The following is a 17,009-nucleotide window of genomic DNA, read 5'->3' as shown; positions in this document are numbered from 1 at the left end:
GGATGAAAAAATGGTTAGTAGTAATTTGCTCGTTGATGTTGTTATTCGCGTTAGCCGCATGTGGAAAAAAGGACGCGGCAACTACTGCTGAGAATGGAAAGTCGTCTGAGCCATTGAGAGTCACACTGCCGACATGGACAGGATATGGCCCGTTATTTTTAGCGAAAGAAAAGGGCTTTTTCAAAAAGAATGGGATCGATGTTGACCTCTCCATTGTAGAAGGATTAGGCGAACGTAAACAAGCGTTAGCAAGTGGGAAAATCGATGGGATGGCAACAGCGCTGGATGTACAAGTTTCATTAGCTGCATCAGAAATCCCGGTCCAAGTGGTTTGGTTATTGGATGATTCCTTCGGCGGGGATGGCATCCTAGTGAAAAAAGGAATTAATAGTGTCAAAGATTTAAAAGGTAAAACAGTCGCATTTGAAGTCGGTTCGACAAGCCATATGCTTGCACTACAAGCACTAAAACAAGGCGGCTTAACAGAAAAAGATGTTCAAGTAGTGCAGATGTCTGCAGGCGATGCCGGTGCTGCTTTTGCTGCGGGTAAAGTGGATGCTGCCGTTACATGGGAGCCTTGGTTATCAAAAGGCGCACAAGCAAACGGTAAGGTATTGTTAACTACCAAAGATTTATCTGGAATTATCGTTGATACTGTCAGCTTTAAAGAAGATGTGATCAAGAACCGCCCGAAAGATGTGAAAGCATTCGTAAAGGCGATGGGTGAAGCGATGACATACTGGAAAGAACATGAAAAAGAAGCTAATGAAATTATGGCTAAAGGTTTGAAAATCGACGTAAAAGAATTTGAAGGAACTGTAACTGGTTTGAAGTTCTTTTCAAAAGAGGATAACGAAAAATTATTTGGGACTGAAAGCGCAAAAGGTTCCATTTATCAGTCAACAGAAAATGCAATTTCGTTTTACAAAGATCAAAAACTACTTAAAACCGAGCCAAAAGCAGAAGATGTCATTAATCCAACTTTCCAAAAGTAAAAAGGAAGCCTATTGGCTTAACTAGCAATTTTCATAGTAAGATTCACTATAAATAGCCTGACTCATGAGTCGTTTTACCCCCTCATCAGTTAGGCTTTTTCCAAATAAGTTAATAGAATGCATAAGAAAATAGGTGAGATGAAATGATAGCAAAATTGTTTACTCCTAATAAAGAAATCCCAAAAATGTTTTATACGTCAGCGGGCTTCTTAACATTTATTATTTTTCTATTGATTTGGTCTGTACTCAGTTACGGACAGTTTGTTAATCCATTATTCTTACCCACTCCAACTGCCGTGTTAGCTACAGCAGTTGATCTGTTCGTAAATGGTGAGATTCTTTCTGATATTGGTATCAGCTTTACAAGGGTTCTTTTCGGATTTCTGGCAGCTGCTATTATTGGAATCCCTTTAGGAATCTTAATGGGATCACTGCGGATCATGGAAGGAGCATTTGAACCGATTATCGGTTTCATTCGCTATATGCCTGCATCAGCTTTCATTCCATTACTTATTCTTTGGATTGGTCTTGGAGAGACAGAAAAGATGAGTGTCATTTTCTTAGGAACGTTTTTCCAGCTGACTCTGATGATCATGGACGTAACCAAAAATGTTCAAAATGATTTAGTAGATGTTTCCTACACATTAGGTGCAAAGAAGGCACAGGTGTTCACTAAGGTTATACTGCCTGCTTCCTTACCAGGAATTGTTGATACGCTAAGAATTACTTTTGGATGGGCATGGACGTATCTAGTGGTCGCTGAAATTGTCGGTGCTTCCAGCGGTTTAGGATATATGATCATGCAGGCGTCACGTTTTCTGCAGCCGGATAAAATCATTGTGGGAATCTTGATTATTGGTTTACTAGGGCTGATTACGGATATTCTCTTTAAAGCCATATACAAGGCTTCGTTTTCTTGGATGAGAAAGGATGGTTTCTAGATGGTTACACCTCAATTGAAAGTTAAAGAAAGAGAAAAAATAGTTGTACCAAAACGTAATGAATCGAATGTTACGATAACAGGAACCCCAAAGCTAGAAATTAAAGAGGTAGGGAAAGTCTTTAAAACAAAAAAAGGAGAAACAACCGCATTAGAAAAAACCTCTTTTTCGATTGAGGAAGGGGAATTCGTCACGATTCTAGGACCTTCAGGCTGTGGGAAGTCAACCGTGTTGCGGATTGTCGCAGGTTTAGAAGATGCAACGTCAGGACAAGTTCTCCTTGATGGGCAGGCAATCAATGGACCTGGGCCTGATCGCGGTATGGTGTTTCAATCGTACACGCTATTTCCATGGTTATCCGTGAAAGAGAATATTACCTTTGGGTTAAAGCTAAAGGGTGTTTCAACTAATGAAAGAGACGAAATTGCCAAGCACTACTTGCAATTAATCGGATTAGAAGGATTTGAAAATCACTTCCCGATTCAATTATCTGGCGGGATGAAACAACGTGTCGCGATTGCACGTGCGTTGGCAAATGACCCGAAAATCTTATTAATGGATGAACCATTTGGGGCATTGGATGCCCAAACAAGGAACATTATGCAAGAAGTGCTCCTAAAAGCATGGGAAGAGTCCAAAAAGACAATTTTATTTATTACGCATGATGTCGATGAATCAATCTTTTTAGCAGATTCCGTGTATGTGATGACCGCTAGACCGGGACGCTTAAAGAAAAAGATCCCAATCACATTAGAGCGGCCAAGGGATTTCAGTGTGAAAGCTACAATCGAGTTCGCCGAATATAAAGAAGAATTATTGTCTCTAATTCGAGATGAAAGTTTAAAAGCGATTAAATAACTGTTCGTCACGAAAATATGACAATTTCGAGAGATTAGTATTACGAATTTGGAGGTTAAAGTATGGAGAAAAAATGGGGTCACCTCGTGAAAAATATGCCAAATCGACTTGCACCCAGCATGGCAAAGGATCATCCTAATCTACCGGTTGTGAAAGAAGAAGGCTGCTATTACTTTGGAGTAGATGGAAAGAAATATCTTGATTTTACGTCAGGGATTGCTGTTACCAATGTAGGACATCGTCACCCGAAGGTTGTCCAGGCCATTAAAGATGCTGCAGATGGATTAATGCATGGTCCTTCAGGTGTGATTATGTATGAGTCAATTTTACGTTTAGCTGATGAACTTGCTGATATTTTACCTGGTGACCTTGATTGCTTTTTCTTTGCCAATAGTGGGACGGAAGCAATCGAAGGCGCTCTTAAACTAGCAAAATATGTGACGAAACGTCCGTATGTTATTTCTTTTACGGGTTGTTTCCATGGTCGTTCTTTAGGTGCATTAAGTGTGACCACATCTAAAAGCAAATACCGTAAATTTATCCAGCCATCAGGTCTTACCTATCAAATTCCCTATGCGAATGTAAAAGAATGTCCAGCAGGCAGTAACCCTGAAGAATATGTCATAGAAAAATTAGAAAAAGATTTCGCCTCTTTATTTAGCCATCAAGTAACACCGGAAGAAGTCGCCTGTGTTATCTTAGAGCCTGTTCTCGGTGAGGGCGGATATGTTGTTCCACCGAAGGGCTGGTTAAAAAAGGTTCGTGAAATTTGTGATCGACATAATATTTTACTCATCTTTGATGAGGTTCAAACTGGATTTGGCCGCACAGGTCAATGGTTTGCGGCCCAAACCTTTGACGTTACCCCGGATATTATGGCGATTGCCAAAGGAATTGCCAATGGTCTCCCACTAAGTGCGACGGTTGCTTCCAGTGAATTAATGAAACAATGGCCACTGGGCAGTCATGGTACAACGTTCGGTGGTAATCCCATTGCCTGTTCCGTTGCATTGGCTACATTGGAAGTGATGAAAGAGGAAAACCTTCTTGAAAATACTAGAAATATGGGGAGCTACGCTGTTCAGCAGCTAGAACGTATCAAGGAACGACACCCTGTGATTGGGAGTATCCGTGCTGTTGGCTTAATGATTGGTATTGAAATCATTGATCCAGTATCGGGAGGACCTAATGGGGAAGGATTGTTAAAAATTCTTGATCTCGCGCTTGAGAAAGGTGTTTTATTCTATCTATGCGGGAATCATGGTGAAGTCATTAGAATGATTCCCCCGTTAATCGTTACAAAGGAACAAATTGATGTTGGTTTACAAATGTTTGAAGAAGCATTAACGGAGTATGAAGCAACATTGATGCATACAGTAAAATAATGGATAGGAAGAAAATCTAATTTCGGTCGCCAATAGGCGACCCCTTTTTTATTTCAATGAAATAAGTGGTAATAATTACTGTTTTACAAACCCTTTGCAAAATCACGTACTGCTGCTTGCAATGGAACTGCAGGTGCTGTTGGTGCTGTAACTTGCACTAAGCTCTCTCCAATTGTAGTATAACCGGCTGAAGGACCTCGTTTTTTTCTACCAGCCCCGACCCCAATTTGTAAAGCTCCAGTATTGGTCATGGTGCCGATTTTTAAAAAATTGATTTTAAATGCTTGTTCTAGTTTATTATCCATATCATTCACCCACCCAACATGATTATATGCTAAGAATGAAACTTACGTTACCTTTCTTAGAAACGAATTAAATTCGTGCCATTTTTTTCTATTGCTGAATACACTTAAAATATCAGCATTTCACCGAACAGCGAGAGGTGGTGATAACATCATGTTTTCTGTGACAGGAATGCAGGGATTTGAGTTATTTTCTTCTGCCCATATTTGGACATTAGTTGCCTTCTTTGTAGCATGTGGTGTTTTAGTGTATTTCAGAAACAAACGTAAGTTTTATCAGCAGATTATTAAATGGACATTGTTTATTCTTTTACCGGCCTGTGAGATTTCCTCGCATCTATGGCTAATTCTAACCGATCAATGGGACGTGAGTGATCTACCTTTACAGCTGTGTTCGCTGAGTACTTTTTTAGCAATGTATTTATTTTTTAAAAAGAATAATAAAATGTTTTATTTGTTATATTTTTTCGGTACGCTTCCTCCATTTTTAGCTATGGTTACACCAGAAATGGTCTACACATTCCCACATTTTCACTATATCGAGTATTTCCTTCACCATTCAATTCTTCCGTTAGCCGCATTGTATTTTATCCTATACCAAGGTTACAGGGTTCCAAGGAAAGCTATTTTGTTTAGTTATGTAACCGCTAACATTATTGCCGTTCCAATCTTTATCTTGAATAAGCTGATTGACACGAACTTTTTCTACCTGGCTGCTCCAACAGAATCAGAAACCATTCTCACATTCTTTGGAACTGGAATTATGTATTATATTAATCTAGAGATTGCTGCATTGATTGTATTTGGGATTACCTATATTCCAATGGGAATTTTACAAAGGATTGAAAATAAAAGCAAAAGGGTGAATGAAGCGGGTTAAGTTGACACATTCAATAATAGCGCAGTAAAAGGATGGAGACTCTAAACCCGCAATAAAAAGGCTCAGTTCACTATACTGAGCCTTTTCATTTTTTCCTCTTTAGAATTTTTCGATAAACCCTTCTGTTCCATGCACTCGAATTCGTTGCCCATCTTTTATCAGTTTAGTCGCATTTTCCACTCCAACAACTGCAGGTAGGCCATATTCACGTGCGATAACTGCTCCATGGGTCATCAGTCCACCAACTTCGGTGACTAGTCCTTTTATGGATACAAACAATGGTGTCCAGCTGGGGTCAGTAAAGGGGGTGACTAATATATCTCCATCTTCTAAATCAGCATCTTCCATGTTTAAGATGACACGCGCGCGTCCCTCTATCACTCCAGAAGAAACCGGTAGACCCACAATCGCTCCGGATGGGAGATTTTCTCTTTTGTACTTACCTGCAATGATTTCACCATCCGACGTAATCACACGTGGGGGAGTTAGTTTTTCATATAATTTGTACTCGTCTATTCGCTTGCTGATGATCTGGTAATCTAGTTTATTTGTGCGAACGACTTCCTGAAGTTCTTCGAAAGTGAGATAGTATATGTCTTCTTTTTCAAAAATAACGCCCTCATGTACGAGTTGTTCGGCTTCTTTCAGTAATGCCTGCTTATAAACAAAGTAACGATTGATCATGCCGTATTTTGGATATTCCCGATAGCCAATGAAATTCCGAATTAGGTCGATCATTCGTTTTGTTTCTTTGGCTTTCTGTTCACCCTCAGGCAATTGCTTCAATCGATTTAATAACTCGTGTTCTTTATTAAAAGCTACCTGTAGTCCGTGCTCAAATTTCTGTTTGCTGGCATTCGGCTTAAAATTTTTGATGTTACCCAGAATCAAGGGGACAAGTGTCGTTGGTTTTTCGCTCCAACGACTTCTCGTCATATCAATTTCTCCGGCGCATCTCATTCCGTATTTATCGAGAAAAGTGATTAGTGCATCTCGCACTTTTTCTCCACCTTCAAACTTCACGATTTTCTCCAAAAAGTTATCATCTTTTACATGTTGTAAATAATCGATGACTTCCGCATAAGGACGAATCACATCTGCGACATCCATTAACGCTAGACCCATTTCTGAAGTAATATTGTTTGGAACAGATTGAGAAAGTGTGTCTGCTGCGTTTTTTTCACCTAACCACTCGTTCATTTTTTCATTGATCCATAATGTAGCATTCATCGCTTCTCTAATGACAGCGGAACTTTGTGGGTTAAATAAAATCTTCTTTAATTCCTTAAGATCCTCTAAAATAAATTCAAAAACTTGTGAACCTGATTTCGTTTGAATGTTTTGTTTTACCTCTTCTACGGATGTTTGACTACTCTTAATTAAATCAGTAACGATGGACGGATCGTTATCGAATTGTGCCGTCATATCTGGATTGTTTCTACTAAGACTTGGTGCTTGTTTATCATCTGGCAACATTTTTATAAAATTTCCTCGCTCGACTACGGTCTTAAGAGCGTCTGTGATGAGCGGTTCGTGTTGCCCCATAACGTTTAATAAATTGTTTCGACTGGCAGGTGAAGCGAGTTGTCTTGTGACATCAACAAACAACCTGCCACCAGCTTTACGCATAGGTGCAGGAGTCGTTAACAAGAAAAAAGATAATCCCAATGGTTTCATGGGGTCTGTCATCATTTGTTGATGGCCGACAGATACATATACATGGTTTTCTTGATCATTTGCTTCAGGGATAGGGTATAAAGTTGTAATTGGGCGACTCTGGACGATATAAAATTTCTCATCAACCAAACACCATTCTATATCTTGTGGAAAACCAAAATAAGCTTCAATCTGCCTTCCGATGCGTGCGAGTTGTAAAATCTGTTGGTCAGTAAGTGTTTGTTTCTTTTGCTGATCAGGCTCGATCGGCTCGGTCAATGTTCCGCCTTCTTTTCGTGCAAAGATAGCCAATTTTTTAGTTGATATCTTCTTATCGACGATTTTTTGTTCCTGTACTTTATAACAATCAGCAGATACCAAGCCAGAGACTAGTGCTTCTCCAAGCCCAAAGCTGGCATCGATGGATAGGATTTTTCGGTTTGAGGTAATCGGATCAGCGGTAAATAAAATCCCTGAAGCCTGTGGGAAAACCATTCTTTGGATGATAACGGATAAATACACTTGTCTGTGGTCAAATCCATTTTGCATACGGTAGATTACTGCGCGATCTGTAAATAGAGAAGCCCAACATTTGCTGATGTGCTCCAAGATGGCGTCTTTACCGATGATATTTAAATAGGTGTCTTGTTGCCCAGCAAAAGAAGCATGCGGTAAATCTTCCGCAGTCGCACTAGAACGCACGGCATAAGCATGTTCATCGCCAAACTTTGAGAGGTAGTCAACAACTGATGTCACCACATCAGAAGGAATTTCAGCTTCCATGATTATTTGCCGAATCTCTCTGCAGATTTCTCCAATTTGATCCCGTTCCTCTACTTCTAGCATTGTTAGTTGATCCAACAATGCTTGGAACGTTTCGTTATGTTCGATGGCTTTTCGATATCCTACAGTCGTAACGCAAAATCCTTCTGGCACATGTATTCCTTGAATTTTTGATAATTCACCTAAATTTAACCCTTTTCCGCCAACGAGCAAAAGTTGTGTTTTTTCTATTTCCTGAAAACCGAGAGCCAATGAACCCATCCATATCCCTCCAACAAATCTCATTAAAGTTCTATTGCATTTTAGCAGTAGTAAATGGGAATAAACAGTCTATTTTGACCATTTTTTATATGTTATAATTTAATTAGGAAGAGTACAAAAATTCCTTTCAGTAAACTGATGCCCCGGTTCCACATTTGTTAGCGAATATCAACCTTTAATGAAAAAACCAGCTAAATAACGTTTTAAACAGTGGGGAGCATTCGTTCCCCACTGTTTTGTATTTTAGAGTGTTTTAGAAACGTCATACAATTTGTATGTGAAAAAAATATCTCAGTCTTCATCCTTTTATTAGATTCTTGATGGTTAAATATATTTCAAGCAGAAAAGTGGAAATAATAAATAGATATCTTCAAAATAGAGGTGTTTTTAGAAATATAGAGAGGAACTTTAGATGAATACATCACTAGAAATGCTGATTCATTTATTTGAACGGGCTGCTTTGCTTTTGATTTGCCTGTTCTTTATGATACGAATCCCGAAATTTAAGGAATCACTTCAAAAAGACCGCCATTCTCCTACAGAGCGCGTCGTTATTACACTTGTGTTTTGTTTATTTGCCATATTTGGTACGTATTCAGGAATTAATGTGGAAGGGTCACTTGTGAATGTCAGGATTATTGCTGTCGTTTCGGGTGGAATATTGTTTGGACCATGGGTAGGGATCATAACCGGTATTGTTTCAGGAATCCATCGATATTTAATTGATATTGGTGGAATCACATCGATTCCCTGTCTCATTACTAGCATTTTTGCGGGGATTGTATCGGGTTATATTAACCGAAGAGTGAAAAGGTCTTTACGCTGGATTTATGGAATTGCAGCAGGTATGTTGTCTGAAATGTTGACTATGGTGCTGATTCTAACGATGGCAAATCCATTTGAACTAGGTTTGGATATCGTTTCTAAAATCGCCTTCCCGATGATTGCAGGAGAGGTTAACATTGGCCTTATTGTTTTGCTTGTGATGAGCGTCGAAGGTGAAAAGGAATTGATTGCAGCAAGACAAGCAAAGTTAGCTTTGGAAATTGCCAATAAGACAATGCCTTACTTTCGGTCAATTAACTCGGATTCCCTTAGGAAGATTTGCCGTATTATTAAAAATGATATAAAGGCCGATGCAGTTGCCATTACAGATACCCATAATGTGCTCGCTTATGTTGGCTTTGGAGAAGAACGATATGCAATCGGCCAGGAAATCATAAGTGATTTGACTAAAGAGGCGATTCACAGTGGGAAATTCATTATTCGTAATCAAGTGGCGGATCACCATACACCCCAAATTCACTCCCTTTTAATTGTTCCTTTTGAGGAACATGGTGAGGTGACAGGAACACTTAAAATCTATTATCGAAAAGCCTATAAAATGACCCATTCACTGCAAACCATGGCCATCGGACTATCACAAATTATTTCCACACTTATGGAGGTATCGCGCATTGAGCAGATTAAAGAAGCCGCGAACAAGGCTGAACTGAAGGCACTTCAAACGAAGATTAATCCGCACTTTTTATTTAATGCACTTAATGCGATTGCTTCCACCACACGTAAAAATCCAGAAAAGGCTCGTGAATTGATTATCAATCTTTCTGGTTATATGCGTTACAATTTAGAGGTTAGTGATGAATTGATTGATATTCATAAAGAATTAGAACAAGTTCGTGATTATGTGCAGATAGAGAAGGCACGGTTCGGCAGTAGATTAACGGTGGAATACGATATTGACGATGTGAATGTCCACATACCGAGCCTGCTCATCCAGCCTTTAGTTGAAAATGCCATTATCCATGGAATCTTAACGATAAAAGGCCCAGGAGTGGTGACCATTTCAGTTAAGGATTTGGGAGACAAAATAAGAATTAGTGTGAGAGATACGGGAGCTGGAATAAGTGAAGATGTCATTCATCAGTTGCTGCATGATGATGTGCCGGCTAACAAAATCGGGTTGTATAATGTTCATCAGCGAGTAAAACTTATTTATGGCCAAGGACTAGTCATTCACCGGCTGTCACCTGGAACAGAAGTTTTTTTTGATATGGTAAAGGAGAACCTATGAAAGCGATTATTGTAGAAGATGAAATACCAGCTCGTGAAGAACTGGAGTATTTAGTTGAATCCTATAGTGAAATTAAAGTGACTCATTTTTTTGATGATGGTTTAGATGTTTTAAAATTTCTGCAGGAACATGAAACAGATGTAATCTTTTTAGATATTAATATTCCGTCTCTTAATGGCATGTTGTTAGCTAGTACCATCAGTAAATTTACAAAAAGGCCCTATATTGTCTTTACTACTGCCTACAAAGAGCATGCAGCACAAGCCTTTGAACTTGAAGCATTTGATTACATTTTAAAGCCCTATGACGAGAAGAGAATTGCCGCGATGCTAAACCGGCTAGAATCTGCGTTTAAACGAGATCAAGCCGAAACAACTCTCGTAGATAGAAAACCCGAATCTCCTCTGAATTCTAAAGGACAACAAAGAGAAATCTCTTCGAAGACCACTAGTCGGATCAATTTGAAAAAGAATGATAAAATTATCGTAACAGATGTGAATGATATTTATTACGCTATAGCTAGTGAAAAAGTTACATTGGTGTATACCCAACAGGAGGAGTACACTATGCCGATGAGTATAACTGAATTTGATTCCCTTTTACCAGAGGACCTTTTTTTTCGGTGTCACCGTTCATATACGGTCAACTTGACCAAAATCCGTGAAATTGTACCATGGTTTAACCAAACCTACATGCTGCGTCTGAAGGACCAATCTGTAGAAATTCCGGTTAGCAGAAGCAAAGTGAAAGCGTTTCGACAAATTATGCATCTTTAACAGCCATTCATTCCGAATAATAGGCATCTCATTCTGAAAACGGTTTCTTCTTTTTTTTCGGTGCTATGATGATGATGTAAACACGATCAAATAAAGATTCTGATGTTAAACATTATCATTTTTTTTATGGAAGAAAAGAGGAGATCGCAATGAAATCAACAACAGATCGTCGATGGCTGATAGTGTTAGGAACTATAATTGTACAGATGGGATTAGGTACCATCTATACTTGGAGTTTGTTTAACCAGCCGTTAGTAGAACTCTTTCATTGGAAGTTAAATTCTGTTGCTATTACTTTTTCAATCACCAGCTTCGCCTTGGCATTCTCTACCTTGTTTGCCGGGAAGCTACAGGATAAATGGGGGCTTCGACGTTTAATTGGTTGTGCAGGGCTTGTGTTGGGAGGAGGATTAATCCTTAGTTCTCAAGTTTCGTCATTGTGGATGCTTTATATTTTAGTAGGTGTAGTTGTTGGGGCAGCAGACGGTACTGCTTACATCACGTCCTTATCAAACTTAATTAAGTGGTTTCCTGAGAGAAAAGGACTTATTTCTGGAATTTCTGTTGGTGCGTATGGTACGGGAAGTTTGTTATTCAAGTTCATCAACGGTTCACTCATCCAATCAGTGGGTGTGTCCCATGCCTTCTTTTACTGGGGATTAATCGTCATGATTTTGGTTGTCGGTGGTTCATTCCTTGTACGTGAAGCAAAAATGAGTCAAGAGCCGCAAACCCTTGATGGTAGCATCCAAAAAGATTTCACTGTTAAAGAAATGCTAAAAACAAAACAGGCTTATCTATTATTTGTCATATTTTTCACAGCGTGCATGAGTGGGCTATTCTTGATCGGGATTGTTAAGGATATTGGTGTTAGATTGGTAGGACTTGATATTGAAACAGCCAGTAATGCTGTGGCTTTAGTAGCCATTTTTAATACAAGCGGACGCATCATTCTTGGGGCATTATCAGATAAAGTGGGCCGTTTAAGAGTGGTATCAGGCGCACTTCTTGTAACCGCAGCAGCAGTAACTGTATTAAGCTTTGTCCAACTGAATTATGTCTTGTTCTTTACCTGTGTAGCGGGGATTGCCTTCTGTTTTGGCGGTAATATTACAATATTTCCTGCTATTGTAGCTGATTTCTTTGGCTTAAAAAATCAGAGCAAAAACTACGGAATCATTTATCAGGGCTTCGGAATTGGAGCCATTTCCGGATCATTTATTGCTTCTGCTTTAGGTGGCTTCATACCTACATTTAAGCTTATTGCCGTATTGAGCATTGTCTCACTACTCATCGCGATGACGATCAAAGCACCGGATTATGGTAATAAGAAAACAAAGGAAAAAAGAAATCATGGGAAGGTTCGTAGCCTATCACCTGAAACACGGGCAAGTTAATAGTATGCTTTAAAAAGAGGCCGGCATGTTCGGTCTTTTTTTCTTTGGTATAATAGACCTAAGAATTAAACGATAAAATAGGGGAAGGGAAAAATTATGCCATTAGAAATTGTTCGTAACGATATTACGAAGATGAAGGTAGATGCGATTGTGAATGCCGCAAATACATCACTTCAAAAGGGTGGCGGTGTATGTGGAGCTATTTTTCGTGCGGCGGGAGCCAGTGAGCTGCAGGCGGCATGCGATCAAATCGGCAGTTGCAAGGTGGGAGAGGCCGTTATTACAGATGGGTTTAAGCTGGATGCAAAATACATCATTCACACGCCAGGACCGATTTGGCAGGGTGGCACGAATCAGGAAGCAGCCTTGTTAAAGAAATCCTATTCTAACTCTTTGGAACTAGCAAAAAAATATCAATGTGAATCCATTGCCTTTCCACTGATTTCAACTGGCATTTATGGCTATCCGAAGGAAGAGGCCTTGCAGATAGCAATATCCACCATTAGTTCATTTTTATTACAACATGATCTGTTTGTTTATTTAGTTGTTTTTGATAAAAGTTCGTTCGGAATAAGCAAGAAACTATTTCAATCCATTGATGAGTATATCGACGAGAATTATGTAGATGAAGCAGTTATCACTTTTAATCGAAATAGACAAGATCCATATGTATTGGAAGAGTTGCAGGAGGATGAATCCCTTCAACACGAGATATTTAAGGAAGCTGAGTATTCCTTAGTAAACCTGTTGGATCAACTTGATGAGTCTTTTTCTGAAAGGCTGTTGCGTTTTATTGATGAAAAAGGCATGACGGATGTGGAGACGTATAAACGGGCCAATATTGACAGACGATTATTTTCAAAAATCCGAAATGGTGTTGATTATACTCCAAAAAAGAAAACGGCTGTTGCATTAGCTATTGCACTTCAGTTAGGTATTGACGAAACTATGGAGTTGTTGTCTGCTGCAGGTTTTACTTTGTCCCGTAGCAGTAAATTCGATGTGATAATTGAGTACTTTATTCATCAGGCGAACTACAATATCCATGAAATCAATGAAGCGTTATTCGCTTTTGATCAGCCATTACTAGGTGCCTGAAATGTCGCTTTCGAAGCGACCTTTTCTTTTTGAAAAATTGTTATCCTTAGTTTATCAAAGAACGGAGGATGAAAATTTATGAAAAAGAATAAAACTGAATTAGTGTTTATTTTAGATAAAAGTGGCTCTATGGCGGGTCTTGAGGCGGATACCATTGGCGGTTATAATGCCATGCTTGCGAAGCAGCAGAAAGCAGAGGGGGAAGCCATTGTTACTACTGCAGTATTCAACCACCATTACGACCTATTACATGATCGAATCAATGTAATAGGCATTTCTCCTATTACAGAAGATGATTATGAAGTAGGGGGCACGACTGCTTTATTAGATGCTATTGGTTTTACGATTCAAAAAATCGTGAATGTACAAAAGAGGACGAGTGAAGAGGAGCAGGCAGACAAGGTACTGTTCGTTATTACAACGGATGGAATGGAAAATGCCAGCCATGAGTTTACAGCTGATAAAATTAAAAAAATGGTTCAGCATCAAAAGGATAAGTATAGCTGGGAGTTCCTGTTCCTTGGTGCTAATATTGATGCAGTTACAACGGCTGCCAGATTTGGAATAGAAGAGGACTTTGCAGTAGATTACCACGCGGACGAGGTTGGCACGCAATTAAATTACGAAGCGGTAAATGAAGCCGTGAGTAATCTTCGCAGCGGGAAAAAGATTGAACGGAACTGGAAAGAAGACATTGAGAGGGATTATAATCGCCGTATGAGGAAAGAATAGTTTTAGATTTTAAGGAAGCATTAAAAGTGCTTCCTTATTTGTGTTTATTTGGTTAAAAGTTATTATACTCTTTACTTAATTTCCTAATAAAAGTGGAACTTTTTACAAGGTTACTGGATTTAAGGTCAACTTTGTCTTGACCTGTTGCAACTTTTGACAGGCTCAATGAATTTAGGGGAGGATGAAGTACAATAGGAGATGGATAAAGATGAAAAATGTCTTTCATCGGTTGGATGAAGGACAAAAAGAGATAGATTCAGATGAAAAATGTCTTTCATCTGTTGGATGAAGGACAAAAAGAGATAGATTCAGATGAAAAATGTCTTTCATCGAGAACGTCTATAGTTTTGTGTAAATGGTTATACTTACCAATTAAGGAGATGATCATTTATGCAAAATTATAGGGATATGACAATTAGAGAATTGGCAGGTCAATGTGAAACAGTGGACGATATTCATGCCATGATTAGGGACCTTTTCAAGGAGACTCTCCAACAGGTTTTCGAGGCTGAGATTGAGGAGCACCTTGGGTACTCCAAACATGATTCTAAAGGTATCAATACGGGAAATAGCCGGAATGGCTATAGTAAAAAGACCATTAAATCTAAGTTAGGTGAAACCAAGTTAAATATCCCTAGAGATCGTAAAGGTGAATATGAACCGCAGATTATAAAGAAATATGAGACCTCTATTAATGGATTAGAGGATCAAATAATTGCCCTTTATTCTAAAGGTATGTCCACACGGGATATTGAGGACCACATGAAGGATATTTATGGTATTAACGTCTCTTCTAGTTTAGTAAGTAAGGTTACAGACAAAGTGTTGCCTCTTGTCTATGAATGGCAGTCCCGTCTACTAGACCCTGTGTATCCTATTGTGTTTTTGGATGCAATACACTTTAAAGTTAAGCATGAAAATAGGATTGTTAGTAAGGCAGCTTATACAGTTTTAGGCGTAAATACAGATGGTATTAAGGACATTCTTGGTATTTGGATCGGCGAAGATGAGAGTGCTAGTTTTTGGTTGAACGTTTGCCAAGATTTGAAGAGTCGTGGTGTACAAGATATCCTAATTGCCTGTAAAGACGGGCTTTCTGGATTTTCAGAGGCAATTAATGCCACGTTTCCGAAAACAGATATTCAGTCTTGTATCATTCATCAATTACGAAATAATGTAAAGTGTGTTCCTCACAAATTCCGTAAGGAACTTATGGACGATTTAAAAAAGGTATATAAAGCATATACAATTGAACAAGCAGAATTGGAATTTGATGAGTTTAAAGAAAAGTGGGGAAAGAAATATCCTTCTGTTATTAAATCATGGGAGACCAACTGGCTAGAACTCACGACTTTCTTTTCTTACCCAGTAGAGATTAGAAAGTTAATTTACACAACCAACACTATTGAAGCATTCCATAGACAACTAAGGAAAGTCACAAAAACAAAAACTGCTTATCCAACGGATAATGCATTAAGGAAAATTGTTTACCTTGCGACTGTTGGAGTTACAGATAAATGGTCTAATCCTATTCCTGGATGGTTAGAATGTAGACAGCAGTTTGATATCATGTTTGAGGGCCGGCTTGGGAAATAATTGACGTAGTTAAGTTAGGGCTCTGCCCTAAGGGTTTATCGCTTTCGTTCTCCCAAAAGGAAAAAGAGAGGAAAAATCCTCTCTCCTTTTGTACAGAACCCTACTAGGTGCTCGGGTTGCTCCCCAGCATTGCCCTATCCCCCTAGTAGGTAAGAACACTTTAGTTTCAATATAGTCAAATCATATAGGATTTAACCATTTACACAAAATAATTTACATTCCCCTTTCATCTGTTGGATGAAGGACAAAAAGAGATAGATAAAGATGAAAAATGTCCTTCATCGGGTGGATGAAGGACAAAAAGAGATAGATTCAGATGAAAAGTGTCTTTCATCGGGTGGATGAAGGACAAAAAGAGATAGATTCAGATGAAAAATGTCTTTCATCGGGTGGATGAAGGACAAAAAGAGATAGATACAGATGAAAAATGTCTTTCATCTGTTGGATGAAGGACAAAAGAGATAGATTCAGATGAAAAATGTCTTTCATCGGGTGGATGAAGGACAAAAAGGGTTAGATTCAGATGAAAAATGTCTTTCATCGGTTGGATGAAGGACAAAAGAAATAGATTTAGATGAAAAATGTCTTTCAATCAGGGTCAACATCTGACAGGTTAGTTAATTCAAGTGATGTGTTACAAACACCTTCTTTAAAAGAAAAAAAGAAGGTGAATGCACCTTCAAAATAGTTTTAGTCACTATGTTTTAAGTCCTCTGAATCGTAGTGGTTGAGAAGTTTTTAACCATCTTTTGCAGGTTTTTATGACCCTCTCTTAATCTAATTGTTTCTTCGATAATTTTTTGGAATCCTTCCAAATCCCTATCAGATGCATATAATAATGACTTCGGTAGACCTTCGACGATTTGTTGTAGGGATAAATCAACTGCCAAGAATCATGACCACCTTTCAACTTATTCGTTAGACGTCTTTTCCGCCTGCTTTACTATTTTTATAACAAGCAGGTTTTTTCCTGCAATCAAGTTATAAAACTTATCTACATGAATCTCCAAATTTTATTAGGAAAAGTAATATTATTTCTTTTTCGGACAAATTAAGACGTTAAATCAACTGGTGTGTCAACGATTTGTAGAAAATTATATTTAATTAAACCTGTCTCTTTTTCTAGTATTCTCCTATATAAAAGGTGAAATGTTGATTTTTTTCCCAATACAAAAAGGAGTGGTTTGATAGAAAAATATGCCAAAAGAATCAATAATAATAGATTCAGAATTGTTAAACTATTAATAACATCATGGGTTGGCTTCAATAATTCTG

14 protein-coding genes are annotated in these 17,009 nt (G+C 38.5%); 11 read left to right on the top strand and 3 right to left on the bottom strand.

Features of this window, described 5'->3' with window-relative positions; all coding sequences use genetic code 11:
- Positions 1 to 2: 2 nt before the first annotated feature.
- The 4 genes from AA0X95_RS16390 (at position 3) to AA0X95_RS16375 (ending at position 4,179) form a co-directional block, all read left to right on the top strand.
- The gene (locus AA0X95_RS16390; RefSeq protein WP_413299636.1) at positions 3 to 995 is read left to right on the top strand and encodes an aliphatic sulfonate ABC transporter substrate-binding protein; all 993 of its coding nucleotides are present in this window, start codon (positions 3 to 5) and stop codon (positions 993 to 995) included.
- A gap of 143 nt (positions 996 to 1,138) precedes the next feature.
- Entirely contained in the window at positions 1,139 to 1,936 is a 798-nt protein-coding gene (locus AA0X95_RS16385) for an ABC transporter permease (protein ID WP_413299634.1), read from the top strand.
- A complete protein-coding gene (locus tag AA0X95_RS16380) occupies positions 1,937 to 2,794 on the top strand; it encodes an ABC transporter ATP-binding protein (protein WP_413299632.1) in 858 nt (285 codons plus the stop codon).
- 62 nt (positions 2,795 to 2,856) lie between these two features.
- The gene (locus AA0X95_RS16375) at positions 2,857 to 4,179 is read left to right on the top strand and encodes an aspartate aminotransferase family protein (RefSeq protein ID WP_413299631.1); all 1,323 of its coding nucleotides are present in this window, start codon (positions 2,857 to 2,859) and stop codon (positions 4,177 to 4,179) included.
- Between the two features lie 83 nt (positions 4,180 to 4,262).
- Here the strand turns inward: AA0X95_RS16375 and AA0X95_RS16370 are convergent, their stop codons facing one another.
- The gene (locus AA0X95_RS16370; protein WP_413299630.1) at positions 4,263 to 4,484 is read right to left on the bottom strand and encodes a hypothetical protein; all 222 of its coding nucleotides are present in this window, start codon (positions 4,482 to 4,484) and stop codon (positions 4,263 to 4,265) included.
- A 151-nt stretch (positions 4,485 to 4,635) separates the two neighbouring features.
- Here AA0X95_RS16370 and AA0X95_RS16365 point away from each other — a divergent pair, with 151 nt between their 5' ends.
- The gene (locus AA0X95_RS16365) at positions 4,636 to 5,361 is read left to right on the top strand and encodes a TIGR02206 family membrane protein (protein WP_413299628.1); all 726 of its coding nucleotides are present in this window, start codon (positions 4,636 to 4,638) and stop codon (positions 5,359 to 5,361) included.
- A gap of 99 nt (positions 5,362 to 5,460) precedes the next feature.
- On the opposite strand, the gene ppsA is transcribed toward AA0X95_RS16365, so the two are convergent.
- Positions 5,461 to 8,061, bottom strand: a complete 2,601-nt coding sequence (gene ppsA, locus AA0X95_RS16360) for a phosphoenolpyruvate synthase (protein ID WP_413299626.1) — start codon at positions 8,059 to 8,061, stop codon at positions 5,461 to 5,463.
- A 412-nt stretch (positions 8,062 to 8,473) separates the two neighbouring features.
- Between ppsA and AA0X95_RS16355 the strand changes: the two genes are divergently transcribed.
- The 6 genes from AA0X95_RS16355 to AA0X95_RS16330 all read left to right on the top strand — a co-directional run bounded on the left by AA0X95_RS16355 (position 8,474) and on the right by AA0X95_RS16330 (position 15,734).
- Entirely contained in the window at positions 8,474 to 10,135 is a 1,662-nt protein-coding gene (locus tag AA0X95_RS16355) for a LytS/YhcK type 5TM receptor domain-containing protein (protein ID WP_413299624.1), read from the top strand.
- Positions 10,132 to 10,911, top strand: coding sequence for a LytR/AlgR family response regulator transcription factor (locus tag AA0X95_RS16350; protein WP_413299622.1), 780 nt, complete (start codon positions 10,132 to 10,134; stop codon positions 10,909 to 10,911). The genes AA0X95_RS16355 and AA0X95_RS16350 overlap by 4 nt, the downstream gene beginning before the upstream one ends.
- A 149-nt stretch (positions 10,912 to 11,060) precedes the next feature.
- Positions 11,061 to 12,308: an OFA family MFS transporter gene (locus AA0X95_RS16345; protein ID WP_413299620.1), complete on the top strand. Its 1,248-nt coding sequence runs from the start codon at positions 11,061 to 11,063 to the stop codon at positions 12,306 to 12,308.
- Positions 12,309 to 12,404: 96 nt separating this feature from the next.
- Positions 12,405 to 13,406 (top strand): macro domain-containing protein, encoded by a 1,002-nt coding sequence (locus AA0X95_RS16340; protein WP_413299618.1) that lies wholly within the window; start codon positions 12,405 to 12,407, stop codon positions 13,404 to 13,406.
- 78 nt (positions 13,407 to 13,484) lie between these two features.
- Positions 13,485 to 14,138 carry a vWA domain-containing protein gene (locus tag AA0X95_RS16335; protein ID WP_413299616.1) on the top strand — a complete coding sequence of 218 codons (654 nt, stop codon included), beginning with the start codon at positions 13,485 to 13,487 and terminating at the stop codon, positions 14,136 to 14,138.
- 390 nt (positions 14,139 to 14,528) lie between these two features.
- Complete coding sequence (locus tag AA0X95_RS16330; protein ID WP_413299614.1) at positions 14,529 to 15,734, top strand: IS256 family transposase; 1,206 nt, start codon at positions 14,529 to 14,531, stop codon at positions 15,732 to 15,734.
- 704 nt (positions 15,735 to 16,438) lie between these two features.
- On the opposite strand, the gene AA0X95_RS16325 is transcribed toward AA0X95_RS16330, so the two are convergent.
- Entirely contained in the window at positions 16,439 to 16,624 is a 186-nt protein-coding gene (locus AA0X95_RS16325; RefSeq protein ID WP_413299612.1) for a hypothetical protein, read from the bottom strand.
- Between the last annotated feature and the right edge of the window lie 385 nt (positions 16,625 to 17,009).

The sequence above is a fragment of the Neobacillus phoenicis genome, from assembly GCF_047302305.1.
GTDB lineage: Bacteria > Bacillota > Bacilli > Bacillales > Cytobacillaceae > Neobacillus.
Note: the sequence above shows the minus strand (reverse complement) of the source record. Positions and strands in the feature narration are given on the sequence as shown.